Raw genomic sequence first — 25,914 nt, 5'->3', positions numbered from 1 at the left:
ACTTTGCCAGGGGAATTAAAAATGAACATTTTACGCAGAAAGTGGCAGGGGCTACCGCGTGGCATGGTGGTATTGATTGCGGCGCTGGTGATTTACGTTCCGCTATTATTTATCGTGGCGCAAAGCTTTCTGTCCGCGCCATTTTTTGCCCGCTCAAAAGAGTGGAGCCTCGAAGCCTTCGGTTTTATTTTTACCGATCCGGATTTTTATCTGGCCTTGCGCTCCGGATTTATTCTCGCCTTTGGTCTGGTCATTATCGCGATTCCGCTGGGCGGCATTCTGGCCTTTTTAATGGTTCGCACCGATTTACCCGGCAGACGCTTTATTGAGCCGCTGATCCTGGTGCCGATTTTCGTCTCGCCGATGGTGCTGGGCTTTGGTTACGTGGTGGCAGCCGGGCCGGTCGGTTTCCTGTCGCAGTGGGCGCAGGCGTGGCTTGGTTTTGTGCCGTGGAATATCTATTCGATGTTCAGCATCGTGGTAATCGCCGGTTTAACGCACGTCCCGCACGCCTATCTTTATATCTCCTCGGCGCTACGTAGCGTCGGTTCGGATGTGGAAGAGGCGGCGCGTACCGTCGGCGCCACGCCGCTGCAGGTGATGACCTCGGTGAGCCTGCCGATGGTACGGCCGTCCATTCTCTACGCCTGCGTGCTGCTGTTCTTCCTCGGCCTGGAGGTCTTTGGCCTGATGCTGGTGCTCGGCGATCCGGAAGGCAACATGGTGCTGGCGACCTATCTCTATAAGTTGACCAATAAACTGGGAACGCCTTCTTACCATCTGATGGCGGCGGTCGCGGTGGTGTTAATCTGCATTACCATTCCGCTGGTGATGTTGCAGCGCCGGTTGATGCGTACCGCCAACCGCTTCGTGACCATGAAAGGTAAAGCGTCGCAGTCGCGTGCCTTGCCGCTGGGGAAATGGCGTTGGGTCGCGGGCGCGGTCGTGGTGGCGTGGCTGACGGTGACCATCGGCGTCCCGCTGCTGGGCGTGGCGCTACGGGCCTTTATTTCCAATTGGGGCGTTGGCGTTTCGCTATGGGATGAGCTGTCGCTGGCGACTTTCCGCAATATCTGGCAGCAGCCGAACCTGCTGCGGGCGATCGTCAACTCGATGGCGATCGGGATTATCGGCGGCGCGCTGGCGGTGGTCTGCTATCTGTTTGTCGGTATCGCCATGCACCGCAAGCCGGATAACGTGACGCGTTTTCTCGACTACAGCGTGCTGGTACCGCGTGCGGTGCCGGGCCTGTTGGCCGGTCTGGCGTTTCTGTGGGTGTTTCTGTTTGTGCCGATGTGGCTCGATCAGTCGTTGAAAAACGGCTGGCTCTCGGCGCTGCCGGTCGCCGACTGGCTGCGCGAACACCTTATCGTGCAACTGCGCGCGCTGCGCAACACCATTTTCAGCGTCTGGTTGGCCTATACGGTGGTGTGGATGGCCTACGGCCTGCGCCTTATTTCATCAACGCTCCTGCAGGTGGCGCCGGAGCTGGAGGAGGCCGCGCGCAGCACCGGCGCCTCTCGCGGGCAAATCACCCGCCACGTCACTGTTCCTCTGGCGCGCTACGGGCTTATCGGCTCCTGGCTGCTGATGTTCCTGATCTTTGAACGCGAGTATTCAACCGGCGTTTATTTGTTGTCGCCAGGCACCGAAACGATCGGTTCGATGCTGGTCTCTCTGTGGGCGGCGGGCGCCATTGATATCGTCGCGGCGCTATCGTTTATCAATATTCTGCTGGTGGTAGTCGGTCTGGGTATCGCCCTGCGCTTTGGAGTGAAATTACATGATTGAGTTATCGGTAGACAATTTACATCTGACCTATGGCGACAACCCGGTGCTGAAAGGGGTGTCGATGGAGCTCAAACGCGGAGAGGTGGTGTCGCTGCTCGGCCCTTCAGGCAGCGGGAAAACCACGCTGCTGCGTGCGGTTGCTGGTCTGGAGAAACCGACCGCCGGGCGGATCACCATTGGCAATAACGTGGTTTATGACGGCAGCCCGCGTAGCGAGATCCCGGCGGAAGAGCGTAATCTCGGGCTGGTGTTCCAGTCCTACGCCCTGTGGCCGCATAAAACGGTATTCGACAACGTGGCCTATCCGCTGAAACTGCGTAAGGTGGCCAGCGGCGAGATTAAACAGCGGGTGCAGAGCGTACTCGAGCAGCTAGGTCTGGGACATCTGGGCAACCGGCACCCGCACCAGCTTTCCGGCGGCCAGCAGCAGCGCGTGGCAATTGGGCGGGCGCTGGTCTATAACCCGCCGGTTATTCTGCTGGATGAGCCGCTATCCAACCTCGACGCCAAGCTGCGTGAAGAGGCGCGGGTATTTCTGCGCGAGCTCATTATTAAGCTGGGCCTGTCGGCGCTGATGGTTACCCACGATCAGAATGAAGCGATGGCGATCTCCGATCGCATTTTGCTGCTTAACAACGGCGTGATTGAACAGCAGGGGACGCCGCAGGAGATGTACGGTAACCCAGCTACTCTGTTCGCCGCCGAGTTTATGGGCAGCAATAACCGCCTGCACGGTAAGGTGACGGCGCTGGAGAACGGACGCGCGCGGGTTGAAGGCGCCAGCTGGGCGCTATGGGGCCGCGCGGGCGAGGGGATAAGCGTTGGCCAGCCAGCGACGGCGGTGATCCGCGTCGAACGCCTGCGACTTGACTGCTCGCCGCAGGATAACAGCCTGGAACTTCCGCTGCTGACCAGCATGTATCTCGGCGATCGGTGGGAATATTTGTTCCGCACCGAGGGCGATGACTTTGCGATTCGCGCCTACGGCACGGCCCTGCGTGACGCCGAACATTGTCACCTGACGCTGCCCGCGGACGATGTGTGGATCTTCCCGCAGCGATAAACTTTGCTTAGGGCGCCAGATGACACACTGCTTCGATATTGTGTCCATCTGGCGCAATGACAAAGGCGGCGTAGTAATTGGCGTGGTAATTAGGCCGCAGTCCCGGCGCGCCGTTATCCTTGCCTCCGGCGGCCAGCGCCGCGTGCCAGAAGGCATCAACCTGCTCGCGGCTGTCGGCGCTAAAGGCGATATGCAGCGATGCGGGTTTATCTTCGCTTTGATAGAGGCATAAAGAGGCATCGTTTGCCCCGGCTAATTCCGCGCCGTAAGCCGGCTCGCCTTCGCCCGCCAGCGTCACGCCGAGCGGCGCCAGCGCCTGTAAAAAGAATGCCTTGCTCGCGGCATAATCACTGACGCCAAATTTGACATGATCGAACATAAATTCTCCTTGTGGTTGGGAATATCTGTACGACATCACCGTGTCGTTAAAATGAGAAGGGCACAGATACTGATTTAATTAACAACGGTGATTAACTAATTTAACAGCTCGAATTGTTTAATTATTCATTAAGCGAGTATTTACAGGTGCTTAATCTGCCATGTACCATAAACAAAAAATAACAAATGTGATACATATCACCCTTTATTGGCGCTTTGGTAAAACCAAAGGCGCGAAATTTCCGCATGACTTACCGCACTCAGGTTATTAAATGCCCGATCTTATCGTGACAACCCGGTGAATATTTGCGCCATTTTCCCGCGTTACGTTGAGAATCGTCTAATATCCAAACGATAACCCTATAAATCTTATCGCTATTGGCGATTTATTGTACGTCTTATTGGCCAAAGCCAGACGGTCTGTTTCGCAACAGTTCAATGGTATCGGTACCAGAGCGGGATTTGCTGGGCTTGTAAGCGACAAAACAGTATTTTTAATTGACAGGAATGTGATTATGTCGAGCGAGAAAACCAACAATTCAAGGCGTGATTTTTTAGTAAAATCAATGGCCTTGATTCCAACGGTAGTCATCGGCGGCGGCAGCGTGGGCGCCATTGGCGTGGCGGCGAGCGCCACGGCACAGGCGGCCTCCGCACCCTCAGCCGGTGGCAACGCGGCATCCACCGACTGGAAGCCGCAATTCTTCAACGATCGCGAGTGGCTGTTTATCAACGCCGCCGTCGCTCGCTTAATCCCGGCCGATGAACTCGGTCCCGGCGCCAAAGAGGCCGGTGTGCCGGAGTTTATCGACCGCCAGCTCAATACCCCTTATGCCACCGGTTCCATCTGGTATATGCAGGGGCCATTTAACCCCGACGTGCCGAAAGAGATGGGCTACCAGCTGCCGCTGGTACCAAAACAGATTTATAACCTCGGTATCGCCGATGCCGAAGAGTGGTGTCAAAACCAGTATCACAAGAGCTTTGCTGAACTGAGCGGCGAGCAGCAGGATGAGGCGCTCGGTCTGTGGGAATCCGGCAAGGCGCAGTTCAAACAGCTGCCGGCCTCGCTGTTTTTCTCCTATCTGTTGCAAAACACCCGCGAAGGCTTCTTTAGCGACCCTATCCATGGCGGCAATAAAGGCATGGTCGGCTGGACGCTGATTAATTTTCCCGGCGCGCGCGCCGACTTTATGGACTGGGTTGAACGAGGCGAACGCTATCCCTTCCCACCGGTATCAATTAATGGGGAGAGGGCGTAATCATGGCGACCGTATTGAAAAAAACCGATGTGGCGATCGTTGGCTTCGGCTGGGTTGGCGCGATCATGGCCAAAGAGCTGACCGAAGCGGGGCTCAACGTCGTCGCGCTGGAACGCGGTCCGATGCGCGATACCTGGCCGGACGGCGCTTATCCGCAGGTTATCGATGAGCTGACCTATAACATCCGCCGCAAGCTGTTCCAGGATCTCTCTAAAAGCACGGTGACGATTCGTCACAACACCAGCCAGCAGGCGGTTCCCTACCGTCAACTGGCCGCCTTCCTGCCGGGCACCGGCGTTGGCGGCGCGGGTCTGCACTGGTCCGGCGTGCATTTCCGCGTCGATCCGATCGAACTGCGTATGCGCAGCCACTATGAAGAGCGCTACGGCAAAAACTTTATTCCCCAGGATATGATCATCCAGGATTTCGGCGTCACCTACGACGAACTGGAACCGTTCTTCGATAAAGCGGAAAAAGTCTTTGGCACCTCCGGTACCGCCTGGTCGGTCAAAGGGAAGGTTGTCGGTAAAGGCCGCGGCGGTAACGCCTTCGCGCCGGATCGCTCGGACGATTTCCCGCTGCCGGCGCAGAAAAATACCTGGTCGGCGCAGCTGTTTGAAAAAGCGGCGCTGGAAGTGGGCTATCATCCCTATAACCTGCCGTCAGCAAACACCTCCGACTCCTATACCAACCCGTATGGCGCGCAGATGGGGCCGTGTAACTTCTGTGGTTTCTGCAGCGGCTACGCCTGCTACATGTATTCGAAAGCCTCGCCGAACGTGAACATCCTGCCGGCGCTGCGCCAGGAAAAACGCTTTGAACTGCGTACCAACGCCAACGTACTGAAGGTCAATCTGACTGACGATAAATCCCGCGCCACCGGTGTGACCTATGTCGACGGTCAGGGCCGTGAAATGGAACAGCCGGCGGATCTGGTGATAATCGGCGCCTTCCAGTTCCATAACGTGCATCTGATGCTGCTTTCCGGGATTGGTAAACCGTACAATCCTGAGACTGGCGAAGGGGTGGTCGGGCGTAACTTCGCCTATCAAAACATGACCACTATCAAGGCCATTTTCGATAAAGATACCTTCACCAACCCGTTCATCGGCGCGGGCGGCAACGGCGTCGGCGTCGATGACTTCAACGCCGATAACTTCGATCACGGCGCGGCGGGCTTCGTCGGCGGTTCGCCGTTCTGGGTTAACCAGGCGGGGACCAAGCCTATCTCCGGCCTGCCGGTGCCTCCGGGTACCCCGGCGTGGGGCAGTAAGTGGAAATCGGCGGTGGCCGACACCTACACGCACCACCTGTCGATGGATGCTCACGGCGCGCATCAGTCCTATCGCCAGAACTATCTCGATCTCGATCCGAACTACAAAAACGTCTTTGGTCAGCCGCTGCTGCGCATGACCTTCGACTGGCAGGAAAACGACATCAAGATGGCGCAGTTTATGTTCGATAAGATGGCGCCGATCGCCAAAGCGATGAAACCGAAATATATGCTCGGCAGCCCGAAAAACGCCAATAGCCACTTTGACACCACCAGCTACCAGACCACCCATATGAACGGCGGCGCGGTGATGGGCGAAGATCCGAAGACCAGCGCGGTGAACCGTTATCTGCAGAGCTGGGACGTGCATAACGTCTTTGTCATCGGCGCTTCAGCTTTCCCGCAGGGGCTGGGCTACAACCCGACGGGTACCGTTGCCGCGCTGGCCTACTGGTCGGCGAAGGCTATCCGCGAACAGTACCTGAGAAATCCGGGTCCATTGGTGCAGGCATAAGGGAAAGCAAATCATGAAAATGCAATGGTTATCGGCACTGGTTCTCGGTGCGTTAAGCTGCGCGGCGTTCGCCGAAGAGGTGCCCGCGGACAGCAATCTGATTAAGCAGGGCGAATATCTGGCGCGCGCCGGCGACTGCGTGGCCTGCCACACCAACGGTAAAGAGGGCAAACCTTTTGCCGGCGGTCTGCCGATGGAAACGCCGATCGGCACCATTTATTCCACCAACATCACGCCGGACAAAGCGCACGGTATTGGCGGTTATACCTTCGAAGAGTTTGACGACGCGGTGCGTAAAGGCGTGCGTAAAGACGGCTCCACGCTCTATCCGGCGATGCCGTATCCTTCCTTCGCCCGTATCAACGAAGCGGATATGCGCGCCATGTACGCCTACTTTATGCACGGCGTGGAGCCGGTGAACGTCGCCAACAAAGACACGGACATCCCGTGGCCGCTGTCGATGCGCTGGCCGCTGGCGTTCTGGCGCGGCATCTTCGCCCCGACGCCGAGCGACTTTGTCGCCAATCCGCAGGTGGATCCTGTACTGGAGCGCGGCCGTTACCTGGTGGAAGGGCTTGGCCACTGCGGCGCCTGCCACACCCCGCGTAGCCTGACGATGCAGGAAAAAGCGCTTAGCGAAAGCGAAGGTGATAACTACCTGGCGGGTAGCAATGCGCCGATTGACGGTTGGGTGGCTTCCAGCCTGCGCGGTGAGAATCGCGACGGTCTGGGGAGCTGGAGCGAAGCCGAGCTGGCCGAGTTCCTGAAAACCGGGCGCAATGATAAATCCGTGGTCTTCGGCGGCATGAGCGACGTGGTTGAGCACAGTCTGCAGTATCTCTCGAATGACGATATCACCGCTATTGCCCGCTATCTGAAGTCGTTACCGCCGCGCGGCGGTAAACAGACGCCAGCTCCGGTTGAAGATAGCGTGGCGAAAGATCTGTGGAAAGGCGATGACAGCAAAACCGGCGCGGCGCTGTACGTCGATAACTGCGCCGCCTGCCACCGTACCGACGGCGTCGGTTATAAACGCGCGTTCCCGTCGTTGAAAGGCAACCCGGTGGTACAGACCGAAGATGCGACCTCGCTGATTCACATCATTCTGACCGGCAACACCACGCCGGCGGTGAAGGATGCGGTCTCGAACCTGACCATGCCGTCGTTCGGCTGGCGCCTTGACGATCAACAGGTCGCGGATGTGGTCAACTTCATCCGCACCAGTTGGGGCAACAACGCGCCGCCGGTGAGCGCCAGCGATGTGGCGAAAGTACGTAAAGATAAGTCGATGATTCGCGATGAAAAGGCGTTAGGTAACGCCGACGTCTCGAAACTGCCGACTGCTGCAGAGTAACTGGGCCGGGGCGGGGCACTGGATTCGCCCCGCCTGAGGTAAAAAACGTGATGACACCTGAACAACAGGGGACACAGCCATGATGCCGGAACTGGGCAACTATCTGCTGTGTCTGGCGGCGGGGCTGGCGCTGCTGCTAAGTATCTTTCCGCTATGGGGCGCGGCGCGTCAGGAACGATGGCTGATGGCATTAGCCCGGCCGCTGGCCTGTGCGCTGTTTATCTGCATCATCGGCGCGTTTGCGCTGCTGGTGCATGCCTTTGTAATCAATGATTTCACCATCCGCTACGTGGCGGAAAACTCCAACACCGCGCTGCCGGTGTGGTACCGGGTGGCGGCCACCTGGGGAGCGCACGAAGGCTCTTTGCTGCTGTGGGTGCTGTTGCTCAGCGTGTGGACGTTCGCCGTCGCGCTCTTCAGCCGGCAGATGCCTTCCGACGCGGTGGCGCGGGTGCTGGCGGTAATGGGGATGATCGCCTTCGGTTTCCTGCTATTTATCCTGTTCACCTCCAATCCGTTCAGCCGTAGCCTGCCGCTGTATCCCGTAGATGGCCGCGATCTCAATCCTATGTTGCAGGATATCGGGATGATTTTTCATCCACCAATCCTTTACATGGGCTACGTTGGCTTCTCGGTGGCCTTCGCCTTCGCGATTGCGTCGCTGCTGGCGGGGCGGCTGGATACCGCATGGGCGAGATGGTCGCGCCCGTGGACGCAGGCGGCGTGGATGTTCCTGACACTTGGGATCGTGCTGGGCTCGGCGTGGGCCTATTACGAACTGGGCTGGGGCGGCTGGTGGTTCTGGGACCCGGTGGAAAACGCCTCGTTTATGCCGTGGCTGGTTGGTACCGCGTTGCTGCATTCGCTGGCGGTAACCGAAAAGCGCGGCAGCTTTCGCGCCTGGACGGTGCTGCTGGCGCTGGCGGCTTTCTCGCTGTGCCTGCTGGGGACTTTTCTCGTGCGATCCGGCGTGCTGGTATCGGTGCACTCTTTTGCCTCCGATCCGGCGCGCGGGATGTTTATTCTTGCCTTGTTGACCCTCGCGATTGGCGGCTCGCTGCTGCTGTATGCGGTGAAAGGTGGGCGAGTGCGGGCGCGAGTGGAACATACGCTCTGGTCGCGCGAGTCGTTCCTGCTTGGCAACAATATTCTGCTGATGGCCGCGATGCTGGTGGTGCTGTTAGGCACGCTGCTGCCGTTGGTGCATAAAGCGTTGGGGTTGGGGACGATATCGATCGGCGAACCGTTCTTCAATACCATGTTCACCGCGCTGATGGCGCCGTTTGCGCTGCTGCTGGGGCTGGGGCCACTGATTCGTTGGCGCCGCGATGAGCCAGGTAAACAGCTTAAACGATTGGCGATATCACTTGTCGTGACGTTGTCACTTTCACTGGCGTTACCATGGCTTCTTCAGGATCGCATCACCGCGATGGCGGTCATCGGCCTGATGATGGCGCTATGGGTGCTTATCTTCGCGCTGATTGAAGTCCACGAACGGGCCACGCATCGCCACGGTTTCTGGCGCGGCCTGCGTACCTTAACCCGCAGCCAGTGGGGCATGGTGCTCGGCCATGTCGGCGTGGCGGTAACCGTTATTGGCATCACCTTCAGCCAGAACTACAGCATCGAGCGCGATGTCCGCATGCGGGCTGGCGACAGCCTAGATATTCATCGTTATCACTTCGTCTTCAAGGGCGTGCGTAATATCGTCGGGCCGAACTGGAGCGGCGGCGAGGGGGTGATTGCCGTCAGCCGCAACGGTCGCCCGGAAGCCACGCTGTATGCCGAAAAACGCTTTTACACCGCCAGCCGGATGATGATGACCGAAGCGGCCATCAGCGGCGGGTTTACCCGCGATCTTTACGCCGCGCTGGGTGAAGAACTGGATGATGGCAGTTGGGCGGTGCGTCTGTACTACAAACCGTTCGTGCGCTGGATCTGGTACGGCGGCGTACTGATGGCGCTGGGTGGGCTCTGTTGCATGCTCGATCCGCGTTACCGCCGGTCGCGGCAACAGAAAACAGCAGCGGATCGCAATGACATTAACCGCTCGCTGTACCAGTCCCGACTGCGCGAACTTGAGCAGGAGCGTACTGATAGTAATGAAGCGATGATCGTCGAGCTGCAACGTACATTGTTGGCGGATATTTCGCCGCAGGAAACGACGCGCGTTCGGCCGCTTAGCCGCTGGTTGCTGCTACCGGGGGCGCTGTTATTGGTCTTCGTCAGCGGCGGGCTGTATCTGAAAACCAGCGATGTGGGTCAGGTGCTGCTGTGGCGACAAAGCGAGCGCCATTATCCCGCGCTGCTGGCGCAGGCGAAAGATCCGACCGCGGCGCCGCTGCGGATGGATGAGTTGGCCCAGCTGAGGCTTGGGCTGCGCAGCCATCTGCAGGATAGCCCTGACGATCTCGCCGGCTGGCAACTGCTTGGGCGGCTTGGCCTGCTGCTAAACGATGGCGAGACGGCGATCGGCGCGTTCGGGCGGGCGCATAAGCTGGCGCCGGATGACCCGGCGGCAAGTTTTGATTACGCCAGCGCGCTGGTGCGGGCGGGCGATAACGCGCAGATGCGGATGGGCGAGCTGTTGCTGCGCGAGCTGCATCAGCGGCAGCCGAAAAACCTGCCGGTGCTGGAGATGCTGGCGCTCAGCGCGGTACGTAATGAAGACTATCCGCAGGCGGTAGCGGCGCTACAGCAGCTGCTGATGTTGTTGCCGGAGGGCGATGCCCGCCGCGAGGCGATTGCCCGCCAGCTGGCGCAGGCGCAGCAGGCTCGGTAGTAGATACTGTTATCGGTTGGCAACGGTTTTGTCGCACAGGGGGGTTCCCGGAGGCGGCGCGTTGCGCCTTCTCCGGGCTACCAAATCGCACAGCGCTGTAGCCCCGGTAAGCGGCAGCGCCACCGGGGGTTTGGAGGCCATTGGTACCGGCAGGGCCGTAGGCCGGATAAGGCGTAGCCGCCATCCGGCAAAATAACGGCGTAACAGACGAAAAAAAGCCCCTGCGAACAGGCAGGGGCAAACCATGTCAGAGCTTATTTTTTATTAATTGAATACCATGCCGCCATCGATCAGCAGCGATTGACCGGTCATATAATCGGAATCCGGGCTGGCAAGATAAGAGACGCAGGCGGCGACATCTTCTGGCTCCGACAGGCGACCAAGGGTGATGCGTTTGGCGAATTCGGCGGTGCCATAGCCCAGAGGTTTACCGGCCGCTTCGGAGACCTGACGATCGATCTCGGCCCACATCGGCGTTTTCACAATCCCCGGGCAGTAGCCGTTGACGGTAATACCCAGCGGCGCCAGGTCACGGGCGGCGGTTTGCGTTAAACCGCGTACGGCGAATTTGCTCGAGCTGTAGACCGCCAGTTCCGGGTTGCCGACGTGGCCGGCCTGCGAACAGGCGTTGATGATTTTGCCGCCGTGACCCTCTTTTTTAAAGGCATCGACTGCCGCCTGAATCCCCCAGATCACCCCTTTAACGTTGATGTTGTAGACCTTGTCGACAATCTCCGGCGTAATGGATTCGATAGGCGTCGATGGCGCAACCCCGGCGTTGTTGACGATGACGTTGAATCCGCCCAGCGTTTTCCGCGCCTGTTCGACGGCGGCAAACACCTGCTCGCGGTCGGAAACATCGACTTTGACCGCGATGGCCCGGCCGCCGTGCTGATTGATTTCATCCGCCACGGCTTTTGCAGTAGCGTCATTGTAATCGGCGATCGCCACGGCAAAACCGTCCTTCACGAGGCGTAACGCGATAGCTTTACCAATGCCCTGACCGGCGCCGGTGACAAGTGCGACTTTTTTCATTTCCATTTCCTTTTGTGATGACTTAAAGAATCTGACTCAGGTGTAGCTGGCCCATCAGCAGCGGGTTATCGCGGTAATCCACGGGGATGGCGACCACCGCCGGGCCGTCGACGTCCATCGCCGCGCGTAGCGTCGGCTCCAGCGCATCAGCGCTTTCCACCGCAAACCCTTTCGCGCCGAAGGATTCGGCATAGGCTTTAAAATCCATTGGCCCGAACTCGACGCCGGACAGGCGTTGATATTTTTTCTCTTCCTGGATAGCAACCATGTTGTAGCCGTTATCGACCCAGATAAGATGCAGGATGTTGGCTTTCAGGCGGACCGCCGTTTCCAGCTCCATACTGGATTGCAGAAAACCGCCATCGCCGGAGACCGAGACCACTTTGCGCTGCGGATTGACCAGCCAGGCCCCGATGGCCCACGGCAGGGCGACGCCCATGGTTTGTTGACCGTTGGAGATCATCACCTGACGGGCGCGGAAGCTGTAGAGATAGCGGGCGATCCAGATATGGAAGCTACCCATATCGACCGTCAGCGTGACGTCGCTGTTGACGATATCCTGCATGGCGCGAACGATACGCAGCGGGTGCAGGGCGAACTGATTCAACTGCGCTCCGCGGCGGTCAAGCAGTTCCCGCTGATGCTGGCGGTCGTGGAGGATTTCAGCGGCCTGCGGCGAGAGCACCAGCCGATGATCGATATTTTGCGCCAGCTTGTTCAGCGTGCCGGCGATGTCGCCCACCAGCTCGACATCCGGCGTGTAGTTACGCTCTTCATAGGCGGGCAGTACGTCGATATGTACCAGCGTCGCGTTGCCGCTGTTCCACATCGCCGGTTCGTATTCCACCGGGCTATAGCCGATGCAGATAACCAGGTCGGCCAGTTGCAATAAGCGGTCACCGGCCTGATTGTTAAACAGCCCGACGCGCCCGGCGAAGCGCGAGAAGTTATCCTGATTGACCGCCCCGGCGGCCTGATAGGTGCTGGTGACCGGAATATGGCTGGTTTCCAGCAAACGATGCAGCGCGGCGCTGTTTTCCGTCTGGCTGGCCATCAATCCAAGCAGGAACACCGGATTCTTCGCCTGGGCAATCAACTTCGCGACCTGATTGATTGCCTCGTCAGGCGCGGCGCCCATCTGCGGCGCGCTGCTGGCGGGCAGCACTTTGCCGGTCGCCGGACCATCGACGACATCCTGCGGCAAGCTGACGAAGGCGCTGCCCGGGCGCCCCTGCTCGGCGGCGCGAAAGGCATTAGAAACCACTTCCGCCAGCGCATCCGGCGAGGTCACTTCCACGGCGTATTTGGTGACCGGGCTGAACATCGCCACCGTGTCCATACTCTGATGCACCTGTTTGGCTTTATCGGCGCGTTTGACCGCGCCGCCCAACGCCACCACCGGGTCGCCTTCGCTATTAGCGGTGGCCATGCCGGTTATCAGGTTGGAACAGCCCGGACCGGAGGTTACCAGCGCGACGCCCGCTTTGCCGGTAATACGCCCGACCGCGGCGGCCATAAAGGCGGCATTGGCCTCGTGGCGCACTGGAATAATGCGGATTGAGGAGTCCAGTAATGAGTCGAAAACCTTATCGATTTTAGCGCCGGGGATCCCGAAGACCTGGCGTACGCCTTGCGCTTCCAGTTGGCTGACGACCAGATCGGCGCCGTGCGCCCACTGGCGCAGCGGATACTGTTTGTCCATGTGAACCTCCTAACTTTCTACTGAACGGATGGCGGCATCGAGATTGTCGGGATGCAAATTGGCCTGCAGGAACGCGCTGTCGGCGGGAAGGTCGATCATCAGCTTATGAATTTCGCCGAAGGTCAACACCCCATGGTCGAGCTGGTAGTCCAGCAGGTGGCCGCCGCCCTGGCGGTCATCGGTGATAAAGTGTTCGTGATAGCCGGCGACGTTAATTCCCTGCATATGCTGCGGGGTACGAAAGCCGACCAGTACGCCGTCACGCTGGTTAAAGCGGAACACCGGCTGATCGTCGAGTACGTCGGTCATCGCCCGGTAGGGCGGCGTCTGACGCGGCACGGTGCGGGTATGGGCGTGGCGGAAATGACCATCGATTCGCAGCGCGCAGAACAGATTGTCGGAAGGGATTTGCTGGTCAATGACCTCATGCAGCTGCTGGCGGCTGACCGGGTGGTCAAAGGTTTTACGGTACTGCGGCTGGAACCAGGTCATTACCGCAAATGGGGTTTTCTGTTCCGGACGCGCTTTACGCGCGCTGCCGTCGGCACGCAGTTGATACACCTGGCTGCTAAACGCGATCAGCTCGCCGTCGAGTTCATTAAATGTGCCGAGCCCGAAATCGCCGTGCTTCAGCAGGTCCGCAATGGTGGTGGTACCTTCGTAGACGCCGCTAAGCAGGGCGCTCATCAGCGAAGTTTGATATAGCACGCTATCGGGATGCTGGGCGGAAAACGCGCGTAGCGTTTCACACAGACTCTCTTCGCAGGTGCAATCTGAAGCATGATTCATGAGCCACTTCCTCGTTCAACAAATATAAGAAAGGTTAAATAAAGGTTGACCCGATTCAGCTCACAGTTCCAATATAGAAATCATGCTGGTTTGAGACGTTTTCGATATGGAACTTCGTTATCTACGCTATTTTGTCGCCGTCGCCCGGACGCGACACTTCACCCGGGCCGCGAAAGAACTGGGTATCTCACAGCCACCGTTAAGTCAGCAAATTCAGCGGCTTGAACGTGAGGTTGGCACTCCGCTGTTGCGCCGGCTAACCCGCGGGGTGGAGCTGACCGAAGCCGGGGAGTCCTTTTATGAAGATGCCTGCCAAATCCTCGCGCTGAGCGATGCGGCGCTGGAAAAGGCCAAGGGCATTGCCCGCGGCATGAACGGCAGTCTGTCGTTAGGTATTACCAGTTCTGATGCTTTCCATCCGCAAATCTTCACCTTGCTGCACCGTTTTCAGCTAGAACATCCGGGCGTCGCCCTCCATCAACAGGAAGGCAACATGGCGAATTTGATGGCGGCGCTGAGCGAGGCGGAGATCGATATCGCCTTTGTCCGCCTGCCGTGCGAAAGCAGCAAGGCGTTTAATCTGCGTATCATTGATGAGGAGCCAATGGTCATCGCGCTGCCGCGCGATAATCCATTGTCAGCGGAGCCGACGCTGGCGCTGGAGCAGCTGCGGGACGTCGCGCCGATCCTCTTCCCGCGTGAAGTGGCGCCGGGTTTGTATGAGCTGGTGTTCAATAGCTGCCTGCGCGCCGGTATTGATATGAACCGCGCCAGGCAGTCGTCGCAGATTTCATCGTCGCTGAGTATGGTAAACGCCGGATTTGGTTTCGCGCTGGTGCCGCAGTCGATGACCTGTATCGCGCTGCCCAACGTCAGCTATCAATCGATACAGGGGATGCCGGTTAAGACCGATATTGCCATCGCCTGGCGCCGTTTTGAGCGCTCGCGTACGGTGAAGCGATTTTTGGAGATGTTCTAATTCCCGGGGCGCATAGCGTGACCCAACGGAGATACGCTGACCTTTTCTCCGTTGGGTTAGCGTTACTGCGCCACCCAGCCGCCATCCATATTCCACGCCGCGCCGCGAACCTGCGCGGCGGCGTCGCTGCATAAAAATAGCGCCATTTCCCCCAGTTGCTGAGGCGTCACGAATTCGCCGGAGGGTTGTTTTTCGGCAAGCAGCTGCGCTCTGGCCTGCTCCGGGTCGGCCCCCTCGGCGATACGTTTATCGATCTGCTGCTGAACCAGCGGCGTCAGCACCCAACCGGGGCAAATCGCGTTGCAGGTAATGCCGGTACGCGCGGTCTCCAGCGCCAGCGTTTTGCTAAAACCAATCACCCCATGCTTAGCGGCGACATAGGCGGATTTCTCTTTCGAGGCGACTAACCCATGCACGGAGGCAATATTAATAATCCGCCCCCAGTTGCGCTCGCGCATGCCCGGCAGCGCCAGGCGGCTGGTGTGGAAGACGCTGGACAGATTTATCGCCAGAATATCGTTCCATTTTTCCACCGCGAACTGCTCCACCGGCGCAACATGCTGGATACCGGCGTTATTAATCACAATATCGACGCCGCCAAATTCGCTTTCGGCGTAGCGCATCATGGCTTCAATTTGCCCGACGTCGCGCAGGTCGGCATCGTGATAGCCGGGAATTTTACCCAGCGCGGCAACCTCGGCTCGCGCGCTCGTGCTGTCGCCAAAACCATTCAACACCAGCTGCGCGCCGGCCTGCGCCAGTACTTTGGCAATGCCTAAACCAATACCGCTGGTGGAGCCGGTGACCAACGCTGTTTTACCGTTTAAATTCATTTCGTTACTCCTTACATCAGGCATCAGACAATGCCGGTTAAATAGAACACGGCAATGACAAACAGAACCGCGAGGCTTTTGATAAGCGTAATGGCGAAAATGCCGCCGTAAGCCTGGCGATGACTTAAGCCGGTGATTGCCAGCAGCGTGATGACGGCGCCGTTATGCGGCAGGGTATCCATGCCGCCGCTGGCCATCGACGCGACGCGGTGCAGTACCTCAAGCGGGATATTGGCGGCGTGCGCGGCGGCCACGAAGGTATCTGACATCGCCGCCAGCGCGATGCTCATTCCGCCGGAGGCGGAACCGGTGATCCCGGCCAGTACGGTGACGCTTATCGCCTCGTTTAACAGGGGATTGGGAATAGCGGTCAGTGCTTTCGACAACACCAGGAAACCCGGCAGGGCGGCAATCACCGCGCCGAAACCATATTCCGAAGCGGTATTCATCGCCGCGAGGATCGCGCCGCCGACCGCCGTACGACTGCCTTCCGCCAGACGGCCGCGGATATTGCGAAATCCGAACAACAGCACCACGACGATGCCGGACAGCAGTGCGGCCTCGACGGCCCAGATAGCGGTGATTTTGCCGACCTCGGTGACGATGGGTTTGGCAAGCCCAGGCAGAGTCAGCTCGTGGCTGGCGCCATACCACTGCGGGATCCAGCGGGTAAACAGCAGGTTCAGCACGCCGACCAGCAGCAGCGGGGCAATGGCGATCAGCGGATGCGGCAGATTGATGTTATCCGGCGTCTGCGGCTCGTTTTGCAGATCGGTACCGTAACCCTCGCCATTCGCGAGCGCTTTACGCCGCTGTCGTTCCAGCCACAGTAAACCGAAGGTGATGATAAACAGTGAACCTATCAACCCAAGCCAGGGGGCGGCCCAGGCGTTGGTGCCAAAAAAGCTGGTGGGGATAATGTTCTGGATCTGCGGGGTGCCCGGCAGGGCATCCATAGTGAAGGAGAACGCGCCCAGCGCGACGGTTGCCGGGATCAGCCGCTTCGGGATACCGCTCTGGCGAAACAGTTCGGCGGCAAAGGGATAGACCGCAAACGCCACCACGAACAGCGAAACGCCGCCGTAGGTCAGCAGGGCGCAGACCAGCACGATCACCGGGATCGCATGTCGCCGCCCGAGAATTTGAATCGCGGCGGCGACGATCGAACGTGAGAAGCCCGACAGCTCAATCAGCTTGCCAAAGACGGCGCCGAGCAGGAATACCGGAAAATAGAGCTTCACGAAACCGACCATTTTTTCCATAAACAGGCCGGTAAAGGTGGGGCCTACCGCGCTCGGGTCGGTGAGCAGAACCGCGCCAAGCGCGGCGATAGGGGCAAACAGGATAACGCTGTATCCACGATACGCAGCCAGCATCAGTAATGCCAGCGCGGCCAGGGCGATCAACACACTCATTACGACTCCTCACTATCATTGTTATTGTCGGGGTACAAAACGAGAAGTTACGGTTTCAGGGCGTAGCGCAGCTGATGTTCACGGCGCGACTGTATTCGTTTCTGCCGGGCCTCATCCCAGCGATAAAAACCTTGCCCGCTACGGGCGCCGGTAGCGCCTTGCGCGACCTTGTCGGCGACCAGCGACATCATGTCGCTGCCCGTGGCCAGTTCCGGCAGCAGGTGCTGGCAGATATCCTGGACCGTCGCCAGACCGGTCATATCGGCGGCTTCCAGCGGGCCGACCATCGCGTAACGGCGGCCGAGCGAGGCGCGCATCACTTTGTCGACCACTTCTGGCGAAGCGATGCCGCTCTTGACGATATGCAGCGCTTCGCGCAGCAGGGCGAACTGTAGTCGGTTGCCGACGAACCCCGGCGCGGCGCGGTTGAGTACTACCGCTTCCAGCGAGCAGGAGGATAAAAAGTCGCTGACCTGGTTGGCGAGATGCGGCAGGGTAGCGCTACCCGGCACCACTTCCACCAGCGGGATAAAATGCGGCGGATGCCAGAAGTGGGCGATTAACAAGCGCTCCGGATGCCGCATCCCCTGCGCCAGCCGATCCGGCGGTAGTCCGCTGGTGTTGCTGGCGATGATGGCTTCGTCGGCGATCAGCGTTTCCAGTTCCCGGTATAAGGCGTGCTTGAGCGCCAGACGCTCCGGAATCGCTTCGATCAGCAAGCTGGCGTCAGCAAGATCGCCTAATGCCGTGGTGCCGGAGAGGCGCGAGAGCACCGACGCACGCTGAGCGGCGTCAAACTGCTCGCACTCTTCAAGCTCGCGCAAAATGGCGGCGGCGACGTTCTCGATCTCGCTAATGCGCGCCGGGTCGGTGTCGTAGAGGCGTACGGCGTGGCCGTGGCGGGCAAAATGGCAGGCGATGCCGACGCCCATCAGGCCGGCGCCCAGTACCGCCAGTTGTGGTGTAAACATAGTGGCTCCTGTTAACGTTCGATGGTCATCGCGATACCCTGACCGCCGCCGACGCAAAGCGTCGCCAGGCCTTTGCTGACATCGCGGCGCTGCATTTCGTGCAGCAGACTAACCAGAATGCGACATCCTGAGGCGCCAATCGGGTGGCCGAGCGCGATAGCGCCGCCATTGACGTTGACCTTCTGGTTGTCCCACTCAAGCAATTTACCGACTGCCAGCGCCTGTACGGCAAAGGCCTCGTTGGCTTCGATGAGGTCCACCTCCTCCAGCGCCCAGCCGGCGCGCTGCAGCGCCTTCCGGCAAGCGCTTACCGGGCCGATACCCATCACGGACGGATCGACGCCGGCCACCGCAGAGCTGACTATTCGCGCCAGCACCGGCAAGCCAAGCTGCCGCGCTTTATCGACGCTCATCAATAAGACTGCCGCCGCGCCATCGTTGAGCGAAGAGGCATTGCCCGCGGTAACGCTGCCATCTTCCGTGCGGAAGGCCGGGCGCAACTGCGCCAGCTGTTGTTCGCTGGTTTCCGGGCGCGGCTGTTCGTCTGCGTCCACCCTGCGCGGCGCTTTTTTACCCTGAGGGACGCTCAGCGGCACTATCTCAGCCTGAAAGCGTCCGGCGGCTATCGCGGCGGCGGCTTTGCGCTGCGAAAGGGCGGCGAAGGCATCCTGCTGGGGGCGGGAGATGTCAAAGGCGTCGGCAAGGTTCTCGGCGGTGATGCCCATGTGATAGTCGTTAAACGCATCCCATAATCCGTCCTGAATCATACTGTCCTGCATGCTGGCATGGCCGAAGCGCAGACCATCGCGCGCGCCCTGAACCAGATACGGAGCATTGCTCATGCTCTCCTGGCCGCCGGCGATAACGATCTCCGCCTCGCCGCTGCGAATGGCCTGTACTGCCTGTTGCACGGCTTTCAGCCCGGAACCGCAAACCAGATTGACGGTAACGGCCGGGGTTTCAACCGGTAGCCCGGCGCGCAGCGCGGTTTGTCGCGCCGGATTCTGTCCGCAGCCGGCGGTTAATACCTGGCCAAAAATCAGTTCGTCAACGGCGCTGGCCGGTAGCTGTGTGCGTTCAAGCAGACCACGCACTACGGCGGCGCCAAGCTCGACGGCGGAAAGGGAAGATAAGGCGCCGCGAAAACTGCCGATTGGCGTACGTAGCGCGCAGACGATAGCGACTTCTTTCATATTGCCTCCTTAGTTGAAGCGCATTTCGCGGACGTCATCGGCAATGACCAGCCGTCCAGCCGTTTTACGGGCAATTTCGTCAATGCTGACGCCGGGAGCGTATTCGTGCAGAACAAAGGCGCCGTCGCTAATTTCCAGCAGCGCGAGATCGGTCAGTACCCGGCGAATACAGCCCGCGCCGGTGAGCGGCAGGGTGCACTGCGCCAGCAGTTTGGATTCGCCGTTTTTCGAAGCGTGCGTCATCACGACGATGATGTTTTGCGCGCCGGCCACCAGATCCATGGCGCCGCCCATGCCTTTCACCATTTTCCCGGGGATCATCCACGAGGCGATATTGCCCGCGACATCGACCTCAAAAGCGCCCAGAACCGTGAGATCGACGTGGCCGCCGCGGATCATGGCGAAGGACTGGGCGGAGTCAAAGATAGCCGCCCCGGTTTGGGCGGTAACGGTCTGCTTGCCGGCGTTAATCATGTCGGCATCGAGAGTCGACTCATCGGGAAATTCGCCCATCCCCAACAGGCCGTTTTCCGACTGCAGCATCACTTCAATACCGGCGGGAATATAGTTAGCGACCAGCGTGGGAATGCCGATACCGAGATTGACATAATCGCCGTCGCGCAGTTCCTGGGCGACGCGCATCGCCATTTGTTCGCGAGTTAACATGTTCAGTTCCCTCCGGCACGCAGCGTGCGCTGTTCAATACGTTTTTCGAATTGCCCGACGATCAGCCGGTCGACATAAATACCGGGCGTGTGGATGGCGGACGGAGGGAGTTCGCCCGGCGCGACGATTTCTTCGACTTCCACTACCGTGATCCGCCCGGCGGTGGCCATCAACGGGTTAAAATTCTGCGCGGTATGGCGGTAGACCACGTTACCGAACCAGTCGGCTTTCCAGCCCTTTACAAGGGCGAAATCGCCGCGAATGGCCTCTTCGAGAATGTAATTTTTACCGTCGAACTGACGCACTTCTTTGCCTTGCGCCACCGGCGTGCCGTAACCGGTCGCGGTATAGAATCCGGGGATCCCGGCGCCGCCGGCGCGAATTTTCTCGGCAAGCGTCCCTTGCGGCGTCAGCTCCACGGCGAGTTCGCCGCTTAGTACCAGCTGTTCGAAGAGGGCGTTTTCTCCCACGTAGGAAGCCACGACTTTGCGCACCTGGCGCGTTTCCAGCAGCATGCCGAGACCAAAGCCATCGACGCCGCAGTTATTAGAAACTACCGTCAGGCCCTGTACCTGGCGGCGTTTGACCTCGGCAATTAAGTTTTCCGGAATGCCGCACAGGCCGAAGCCGCCGGCCAGTAACGTCATGCCATCGGTTAATCCGTCCAGCGCCGCTTCATAGCTGGCGACGCGCTTATCCAGTCCTGCCATCATTTTTCTCCTGCCTTGCGATGGCTCTATCATTAAGGGCGCGGACTGATTTGATAATTTTGAATTTGTGACCCACTCATTTGGATTTTTTATTAATTTATCGTTAACTAAATTCTTTCAATTAGTTAACAGGTGGAAAAATGAGAATGAGTGTCAAACAGTTACGCGCGTTTCTAGCGGTAGCTCACACTCTCAATTTCGCCCACGCCAGCGAGCGCCTGAACCTGTCGCAGCCGGCGCTGAGTTTGACCATCAAGGGGCTGGAAGAGGCGCTTGGCGGCGCGTTGCTGCAGCGCAGCACCCGCAAAGTGACCTTAACCCAGGAGGGAGAGACCTTTCTGCCGATGGCCCGCCAGCTGCTGGCGGACTGGGACAATGCCGAAGAGGCGATGCGGCAAAGTTTCACCCTGCAGCGGGGAAAGATCTCCGTCGCCGCGATGCCGTCGTTTGCCGCTAACGTGCTACCGGAAGTGCTTAAAGCCTTTCGCGACCGCTATGCGGGAGTCAACGTGACGGTGCATGACGTGATTAATGAGCAGGTCATTGAGATGGTGCGCGAAGGCCGGGTGGAGATGGGGATCGCGTTTGAGCCATCGCCCGGCAACAATTTGTTGTTTACGCCGCTGGCGGTGGATCGCTTTGTGGCGATCGTACCGAAAACGTCGCCTTTAGCGAGTAAAAAGCAGTTAAGCTGGCGTGAACTGCTGACGCTGGATTTCATTACCCTGCAGCGACCGTCGGCGGTGCGTTTGATGCTGGAAGAAGAGCTGGCGCGCAGCGGCAGCCAGTTGGACGTGGCGCTGGAAAGTCATCAGTTGGTCACCGTCGGGCGGATGGTCGCCAGCGGTCTGGGCGGCAGCGCGGTGCCCGCGTTATGCCAGTCGCAGATGCAGTCGCTGGGAGCGGTTTGTCTGCCATTAAGCGATCCGCCGATTGAAAAGTGTATTGGCGTTATTCACGCCGGACATATGCAGTTGTCGAAAGCGGCGCAGGCGCTGCTGGAAACGCTGAAGGGTTTTTTGCCCGCTTAGGTCGTTTACAGATAAAAAAACCGGCCTGGTTAGCCGGTTTAATCATCAGATTTTGCAGGCATCGCCGCAATCATCATCGGCAACAATCGCCTGCGCTTTTTTGTCCGCTTCGTCCAGGCGTTCAGCGTTACGTTCTTCCGCTTCTTCCAGGCCGCTAAACACCAGGTTGTCGAGATCAATTTCCATGAGTTACCCACTTTGCTACTTTTTTGACTGTCGGCAGAGTATAGGTCAAAACGATGGAAGGTTGCACCCCGCGCCCGAAGCTATCGCACAGAGCGTTAATCGTCAGCTTGTTTTTGGTAGCGGAGTGGAGGGGTATTAGTCAATAACCGCTATTATTCATAGTTGACATTATTCATTTATTATATGGAAGCATAAAATGATAATTTTCGGATTGTTTCTTAAATGAAATGACAACGAACCAGTAAATAACGATTGACCCGTTTCAGATATGGTAATATGGCCGCGATTATGGATGAGTCTATGGACCTTGATCAATGGTATCGATAACAGCATCTGCCATCAAAGAATGGCGGAGAAATAATAAAGTCATTTGTCACGTAAAACTTAAATATAAAAAGGTATTGCGAAAATGTCGCGAAATACCTTTAACAGGAGGTAAGTACAAGGAATATCAACGGCTTTGCCAGACATACACATGTGCAAAATTGACCAGTGCGACACCGGGGCTGGTACATTTTGAAGATAAGCCTTTTAAGGCATATTTAAATAAGCGAATGTCGAAAAGAGCTAAACTGAATATTGCCCATGGCGCTTTGAATTTTATTGAAAAAAGCTTTCAGGCGGAAATATTACCGCAGTTGTATAATGTATCGTCGTTCGGTTGCTCGATGATTACCATCCCGTTGAAGAATGGAACCAGCCTGGAAGTGAAACTTCTGGCCTCGCCGTTCCAGGAAGAGGGGGAACTGATGCTGCAGATGTTCTTTGAAAATAAACGCGTATATAGCGTCTGTTTTTCCTGCACGGATCAAGGAAGCGCGTGGATTGGCGGTATTCAGGGCGGTAAAGACATTAGCAACGATGAAGTGAAGGCGTTGACCAAAGAGCTCTACGGCACGCGGCCAAAAAACCTGATTATCACCTTGCTGTACGGGTTATTGCGCCACTTTAATATCCGTGAGATCTACGCCATCGACAGCGACTACCATGTGAAGAGCGACAAGGTGAAAGCCAGTTACTCAGAGTTGTGGTTAGAAATTGGCGGCGAGAAGCAGCGGCGCGGTTGGTACAAATTACCTCCACAAGAGATTAAAAAAAGTCTTGAAGAGGTGAAAAGTAAACATCGCAGCCAGTTCATTAAACGTGAGAGTTTAAAAGAGCAGGCGCAGTTGGATCTGATCGCAGCATTACGGCAGATTAGCGTAGGTAACAACACCAACCAACCATAATACTGGATTGCCGATTCGCCGGGGGCGGCGGGTCGGCAAGCCATGATTGATGCCATCTCCTTCCTTGCGGCCCGTCTAATACCACTCTCCTTTACAACCTGCTCATCTATCAAATCCAGTTTATAAATTAAAAAATTTTAAACATTTTATGCGGTTAAATTTTACATAAAATTTACATGTCCATATACTTTCTTACGTTCTTCGCCCTGGTTTGGGGCGTCCAACCAACAGGTTAACTGCGCTGTACGGCATCGCTTATCGATCGGCGCTTTAAAATAAATGCTTTGGTTATATCGACATATGTCGAATGGGATGAAATATGGACGAACAAAAAGGTCATGGTCGAAGGATCTTCTTCACCATATACCGATTGCTTTTTGTGTTACTGAGTTTTGGCATTGGGATTTTCTTAACTATCTGGGGGGGCAAGCTGCTCTCGCTCGGCGGCAGCGCCTGGTATCTGTTAGCCGGTCTCGCTTATCTCATCATCGCCGTCGGTTACTTCACTCGTAGTCAATACGCGCTTCCTCTTGCTGTTCTTACCTTTCTGTTAACGCTGGCCTGGGCGCTGTATGAAGTGCAGCTCAGCTACTGGGGCTTGATCCCTCGTCTGGTGGTTCCTGCGCTGATGCTGATGCTGGCCCTATGGCTGGCGGCGGCGATGCCGGTGGCTCGCGTGCGTCTGGCGAACTGGAGCGCGACGGTTATCTTTATTGCGCTGCTGGCGACGCTGGTTTCGGCGTTCTACCCGCACGGCGGCATCCATAATGGCGTCGTGAAAGCGGCGAATGGCAACAGCGCGACGCAGGCGGCAAAAAGCGATAACTGGGAATTCTTCGGCCGCGATGCCTCCGGCACCCGTTTTGCGCCGTATACAGATATTACCCCGGAAAACGTTCATAAGCTGAAAGTTGCCTGGACCTACCACACAGGCCGCCGCCTGACCGGCCCGGCCATTGGCGTTGACGAAAATACGCCGCTGCAAATTGGCGATACGCTGTATTCCTGTACGCCGCTTAACGTGGTGACCGCCATTGATGCCGATACCGGCAAGGCGCGCTGGCGCTTTGACCCGCATGCGCAGACGGCGGAACATGTGACCTGCCGCGGCGTGGGTTACTATGATGTGCAGAGCGACGATACGCTCAGCGCGGAAGAAAAAGCGAGCCCGGCGCTGCAACAGTGTCCGCAGCGGATCATGGTATCGACCGTGGATGCGCGCCTGCTGGCGCTGAATGCAAAAACCGGCGAACTGTGCGCTGACTTCGGCGACCACGGCAGCGTGGATCTGAAGCAGGGCATGGGCGACACCGAAAACAGCAAACGCTACCATCCGACTTCAACGCCGGTGATCATGGGGCATATTGCGGTGCTGGGCGGCTGGGTACGCGATATCGTACACGGCGAGCCATCCGGGGTCGTACGCGCTTTTGACGTACGCGATGGTAAAGTCGTCTGGGCCTGGGATGTCGGCAAGCCGGAAAATATCACCGACCCCGAAAAAGGCCGCGTTTATACGCTCGAAACGCCGAACGTGTGGACCATTCCCGGCTTTGATAAAGAGCTGAATCTGGTTTATCTGCCGACCGGTAACGGGCCGCCGGACTACTGGGGCGGCGATCGGAATGAAGCGAAAGAGAAATATGGCTCCGCGGTGGTGGCGGTGGATGCCAGTACCGGTAAAACAAAATGGGTTTTCCAGACCGTTCACCACGATATCTGGGATTACGACCTGCCATCGCAGCCAGTACTGTTCCACATGAAAAACGAGCAGGGCGAGGACGTCCCGGTTCTGATCCAGACCACCAAAACCGGACAGATTTACGTGCTCGACCGCCGCACCGGCAAACCGGTGACCCGCGTCGAAGAACTGCCGGTCGCTCATCAGGGAGCGGAGGGCGAACATCTGTCTGCCACCCAGCCGTTCTCTACCGGCATGCCGCAGTTAGGCGTCGAGCCGCTGAGCGAAAAATCAATGTGGGGCGTGACGCCGTTCGACCAACTGATGTGCCGTATCGATTTTAAAGAGTCGACCTACCTTGGCATGTATACGCCGCCGTCAGAGAAACCGTATATCGAGTGGCCAAGCCTGCTCGGCGGCATGAACTGGGGCGGCATCACCATCGATGAACGTACCGGCACGCTGTTCGTCAACGATATGCGTATGCCGTTGCGGATGTCGCTGGTGCGCAAAGAAGAGATGGCGAAATACAAAGTCTCCACCGACGAAGTCCCTGGCTTTATGGGCACCGTTCGCCCGCAAGTTGCCGGGCCTTACGGCGGCGTGCGTATCGACATCCTGCAGTCCGCGCTGGGCGTGCCCTGTAATACCCCGCCGTTTGGTACCATGAGCGCTATTGACCTGAACAGCCGTCAGCTCTTGTGGCAGGTGCCGATGGGTTCGGTAGAAGATACCGGGCCGCTGGGGATGAAAACCCATCTGCATATCCCGTTGGGAATGCCGACCCTGGGCGGCCCAACCTCCACCGCCTCGGGTCTGGTGTTCTTCGCCGGTACCCAGGATAACTACCTGCGGGCGCTGGATTCCGCCAGCGGTAAAGAGCTGTGGCGCGCTCGCTTGCCGGTTGGCGCGGTAGCGGCGCCGCTGGTCTACAAATCGCCGAAAACCGGCAAAGAATACGTGCTGATTTCCGCCGGCGGCGCCAGCCACTCGCCGGACGTCGGTGACGATATTATCGCCTACGCGCTGGAGGAATAACGTCTCTAAACGAAACAGGTCCCGGAAACGGGACCTGTT

21 protein-coding genes are annotated in these 25,914 nt (G+C 58.1%); 10 read left to right on the top strand and 11 right to left on the bottom strand.

Going from position 1 to position 25,914, the window contains the following annotated elements; translation table 11 throughout:
- Positions 1–21 precede the first annotated feature (21 nt).
- Together KGA69_RS19890 and KGA69_RS19885 are read left to right on the top strand one after the other, a co-directional pair.
- Entirely contained in the window at positions 22–1,791 is a 1,770-nt protein-coding gene (locus KGA69_RS19890; RefSeq protein ID WP_045361202.1) for an ABC transporter permease, read from the top strand.
- Positions 1,784–2,854, top strand: coding sequence for an ABC transporter ATP-binding protein (locus tag KGA69_RS19885; protein WP_047050603.1), 1,071 nt, complete (start codon positions 1,784–1,786; stop codon positions 2,852–2,854). The genes KGA69_RS19890 and KGA69_RS19885 overlap by 8 nt, the downstream gene beginning before the upstream one ends.
- 7 nt (positions 2,855–2,861) lie before the next feature.
- Here the strand turns inward: KGA69_RS19885 and KGA69_RS19880 are convergent, their stop codons facing one another.
- The gene (locus KGA69_RS19880) at positions 2,862–3,233 is read right to left on the bottom strand and encodes a VOC family protein (RefSeq protein ID WP_045397720.1); all 372 of its coding nucleotides are present in this window, start codon (positions 3,231–3,233) and stop codon (positions 2,862–2,864) included.
- A 511-nt stretch (positions 3,234–3,744) separates the two neighbouring features.
- Here KGA69_RS19880 and KGA69_RS19875 point away from each other — a divergent pair.
- The 4 genes from KGA69_RS19875 to ccmI all read left to right on the top strand — a co-directional run bounded on the left by KGA69_RS19875 (position 3,745) and on the right by ccmI (position 10,417).
- Complete coding sequence (locus KGA69_RS19875; RefSeq protein ID WP_162184089.1) at positions 3,745–4,494, top strand: gluconate 2-dehydrogenase subunit 3 family protein; 750 nt, start codon at positions 3,745–3,747, stop codon at positions 4,492–4,494.
- A 2-nt stretch (positions 4,495–4,496) separates the two neighbouring features.
- Positions 4,497–6,281 carry a GMC family oxidoreductase gene (locus tag KGA69_RS19870; protein ID WP_045397725.1) on the top strand — a complete coding sequence of 595 codons (1,785 nt, stop codon included), beginning with the start codon at positions 4,497–4,499 and terminating at the stop codon, positions 6,279–6,281.
- A gap of 10 nt (positions 6,282–6,291) precedes the next feature.
- Entirely contained in the window at positions 6,292–7,635 is a 1,344-nt protein-coding gene (locus KGA69_RS19865; protein WP_213293149.1) for a c-type cytochrome, read from the top strand.
- Between the two features lie 79 nt (positions 7,636–7,714).
- The gene (ccmI, locus tag KGA69_RS19860; RefSeq protein ID WP_213292610.1) at positions 7,715–10,417 is read left to right on the top strand and encodes a c-type cytochrome biogenesis protein CcmI; all 2,703 of its coding nucleotides are present in this window, start codon (positions 7,715–7,717) and stop codon (positions 10,415–10,417) included.
- A gap of 264 nt (positions 10,418–10,681) precedes the next feature.
- Here the strand turns inward: ccmI and KGA69_RS19855 are convergent, their stop codons facing one another.
- The 3 genes from KGA69_RS19855 to budA are packed head-to-tail and all read right to left on the bottom strand — an operon-like array spanning position 10,682 to position 13,943.
- Positions 10,682–11,452 carry a (S)-acetoin forming diacetyl reductase gene (locus tag KGA69_RS19855; protein ID WP_045397690.1) on the bottom strand — a complete coding sequence of 257 codons (771 nt, stop codon included), beginning with the start codon at positions 11,450–11,452 and terminating at the stop codon, positions 10,682–10,684.
- 22 nt (positions 11,453–11,474) lie between these two features.
- On the bottom strand, positions 11,475–13,154 hold the full coding sequence (alsS, locus tag KGA69_RS19850; RefSeq protein WP_047046546.1) for an acetolactate synthase AlsS: 1,680 nt from the start codon (positions 13,152–13,154) through the stop codon (positions 11,475–11,477).
- A 9-nt stretch (positions 13,155–13,163) separates the two neighbouring features.
- Positions 13,164–13,943, bottom strand: a complete 780-nt coding sequence (gene budA, locus KGA69_RS19845) for an acetolactate decarboxylase (protein WP_015705188.1) — start codon at positions 13,941–13,943, stop codon at positions 13,164–13,166.
- Between the two features lie 106 nt (positions 13,944–14,049).
- On the opposite strand from budA, the gene KGA69_RS19840 reads away from it, so the two are divergent.
- A complete protein-coding gene (locus tag KGA69_RS19840; RefSeq protein WP_063447797.1) occupies positions 14,050–14,922 on the top strand; it encodes a LysR family transcriptional regulator in 873 nt (290 codons plus the stop codon).
- Positions 14,923–14,984: 62 nt separating this feature from the next.
- Here KGA69_RS19840 and KGA69_RS19835 read toward each other — a convergent pair whose 3' ends face one another.
- From KGA69_RS19835 to KGA69_RS19810, 6 genes are read right to left on the bottom strand one after another with little or no spacing between them, the layout of a single operon-like run.
- Positions 14,985–15,755 (bottom strand): 3-hydroxybutyrate dehydrogenase, encoded by a 771-nt coding sequence (locus tag KGA69_RS19835; RefSeq protein WP_032707870.1) that lies wholly within the window; start codon positions 15,753–15,755, stop codon positions 14,985–14,987.
- A 23-nt stretch (positions 15,756–15,778) separates the two neighbouring features.
- On the bottom strand, positions 15,779–17,170 hold the full coding sequence (locus KGA69_RS19830; RefSeq protein WP_045397687.1) for a GntP family permease: 1,392 nt from the start codon (positions 17,168–17,170) through the stop codon (positions 15,779–15,781).
- Positions 17,171–17,217: 47 nt separating this feature from the next.
- Positions 17,218–18,141, bottom strand: coding sequence for a 3-hydroxyacyl-CoA dehydrogenase family protein (locus KGA69_RS19825; protein ID WP_045397686.1), 924 nt, complete (start codon positions 18,139–18,141; stop codon positions 17,218–17,220).
- Positions 18,142–18,152: 11 nt separating this feature from the next.
- Complete coding sequence (locus KGA69_RS19820; RefSeq protein ID WP_213292609.1) at positions 18,153–19,334, bottom strand: acetyl-CoA C-acetyltransferase; 1,182 nt, start codon at positions 19,332–19,334, stop codon at positions 18,153–18,155.
- A gap of 9 nt (positions 19,335–19,343) precedes the next feature.
- On the bottom strand, positions 19,344–20,000 hold the full coding sequence (locus KGA69_RS19815; protein ID WP_045397682.1) for a CoA transferase subunit B: 657 nt from the start codon (positions 19,998–20,000) through the stop codon (positions 19,344–19,346).
- Positions 20,001–20,002: 2 nt separating this feature from the next.
- Positions 20,003–20,710, bottom strand: coding sequence for a CoA transferase subunit A (locus KGA69_RS19810; protein ID WP_045397680.1), 708 nt, complete (start codon positions 20,708–20,710; stop codon positions 20,003–20,005).
- Positions 20,711–20,850: 140 nt separating this feature from the next.
- Here KGA69_RS19810 and KGA69_RS19805 point away from each other — a divergent pair, with 140 nt between their 5' ends.
- A complete protein-coding gene (locus tag KGA69_RS19805) occupies positions 20,851–21,741 on the top strand; it encodes a LysR family transcriptional regulator (RefSeq protein WP_020079025.1) in 891 nt (296 codons plus the stop codon).
- Positions 21,742–21,786: 45 nt separating this feature from the next.
- Here KGA69_RS19805 and KGA69_RS19800 read toward each other — a convergent pair whose 3' ends face one another.
- A complete protein-coding gene (locus tag KGA69_RS19800; protein WP_015705194.1) occupies positions 21,787–21,927 on the bottom strand; it encodes a hypothetical protein in 141 nt (46 codons plus the stop codon).
- A 314-nt stretch (positions 21,928–22,241) separates the two neighbouring features.
- Between KGA69_RS19800 and KGA69_RS19795 the strand changes: the two genes are divergently transcribed.
- Positions 22,242–23,156, top strand: a complete 915-nt coding sequence (locus KGA69_RS19795; RefSeq protein WP_045397678.1) for a DUF535 family protein — start codon at positions 22,242–22,244, stop codon at positions 23,154–23,156.
- Between the two features lie 319 nt (positions 23,157–23,475).
- Positions 23,476–25,875, top strand: a complete 2,400-nt coding sequence (locus tag KGA69_RS19790) for a membrane-bound PQQ-dependent dehydrogenase, glucose/quinate/shikimate family (RefSeq protein ID WP_049060070.1) — start codon at positions 23,476–23,478, stop codon at positions 25,873–25,875.
- The last annotated feature ends 39 nt before the right edge of the window (positions 25,876–25,914 follow it).

This window comes from Klebsiella sp. A52, from assembly GCF_018388785.1.
Taxonomy (GTDB): Bacteria; Pseudomonadota; Gammaproteobacteria; order Enterobacterales; family Enterobacteriaceae; genus Klebsiella; species Klebsiella aerogenes.
Note: the sequence above shows the minus strand (reverse complement) of the source record. Positions and strands in the feature narration are given on the sequence as shown.

What these genes read in the sequence shown, in the direction of transcription:
- KGA69_RS19885 (WP_047050603.1), top strand. Translation starts at nt 1,784, where the DNA reads ATGATTGAGTTATCGGTAGACAATTTACATCTGACCTATGGCGACAAC.
- KGA69_RS19805 (WP_020079025.1), top strand. Translation starts at nt 20,851, where the DNA reads ATGAGAATGAGTGTCAAACAGTTACGCGCGTTTCTAGCGGTAGCTCAC.
- KGA69_RS19795 (WP_045397678.1), top strand. Translation starts at nt 22,242, where the DNA reads ATGGTATCGATAACAGCATCTGCCATCAAAGAATGGCGGAGAAATAAT.
- budA (WP_015705188.1), bottom strand. Translation starts at nt 13,943, where the DNA reads ATGAATCATGCTTCAGATTGCACCTGCGAAGAGAGTCTGTGTGAAACG.
- KGA69_RS19835 (WP_032707870.1), bottom strand. Translation starts at nt 15,755, where the DNA reads ATGAATTTAAACGGTAAAACAGCGTTGGTCACCGGCTCCACCAGCGGT.
- KGA69_RS19890 (WP_045361202.1), top strand. Translation starts at nt 22, where the DNA reads ATGAACATTTTACGCAGAAAGTGGCAGGGGCTACCGCGTGGCATGGTG.
- KGA69_RS19870 (WP_045397725.1), top strand. Translation starts at nt 4,497, where the DNA reads ATGGCGACCGTATTGAAAAAAACCGATGTGGCGATCGTTGGCTTCGGC.
- KGA69_RS19840 (WP_063447797.1), top strand. Translation starts at nt 14,050, where the DNA reads ATGGAACTTCGTTATCTACGCTATTTTGTCGCCGTCGCCCGGACGCGA.
- KGA69_RS19810 (WP_045397680.1), bottom strand. Translation starts at nt 20,710, where the DNA reads ATGGCAGGACTGGATAAGCGCGTCGCCAGCTATGAAGCGGCGCTGGAC.
- KGA69_RS19800 (WP_015705194.1), bottom strand. Translation starts at nt 21,927, where the DNA reads ATGGAAATTGATCTCGACAACCTGGTGTTTAGCGGCCTGGAAGAAGCG.
- KGA69_RS19790 (WP_049060070.1), top strand. Translation starts at nt 23,476, where the DNA reads ATGGACGAACAAAAAGGTCATGGTCGAAGGATCTTCTTCACCATATAC.
- alsS (WP_047046546.1), bottom strand. Translation starts at nt 13,154, where the DNA reads ATGGACAAACAGTATCCGCTGCGCCAGTGGGCGCACGGCGCCGATCTG.
- ccmI (WP_213292610.1), top strand. Translation starts at nt 7,715, where the DNA reads ATGATGCCGGAACTGGGCAACTATCTGCTGTGTCTGGCGGCGGGGCTG.
- KGA69_RS19880 (WP_045397720.1), bottom strand. Translation starts at nt 3,233, where the DNA reads ATGTTCGATCATGTCAAATTTGGCGTCAGTGATTATGCCGCGAGCAAG.
- KGA69_RS19815 (WP_045397682.1), bottom strand. Translation starts at nt 20,000, where the DNA reads ATGTTAACTCGCGAACAAATGGCGATGCGCGTCGCCCAGGAACTGCGC.
- KGA69_RS19820 (WP_213292609.1), bottom strand. Translation starts at nt 19,334, where the DNA reads ATGAAAGAAGTCGCTATCGTCTGCGCGCTACGTACGCCAATCGGCAGT.
- KGA69_RS19855 (WP_045397690.1), bottom strand. Translation starts at nt 11,452, where the DNA reads ATGAAAAAAGTCGCACTTGTCACCGGCGCCGGTCAGGGCATTGGTAAA.
- KGA69_RS19825 (WP_045397686.1), bottom strand. Translation starts at nt 18,141, where the DNA reads ATGTTTACACCACAACTGGCGGTACTGGGCGCCGGCCTGATGGGCGTC.
- KGA69_RS19830 (WP_045397687.1), bottom strand. Translation starts at nt 17,170, where the DNA reads ATGAGTGTGTTGATCGCCCTGGCCGCGCTGGCATTACTGATGCTGGCT.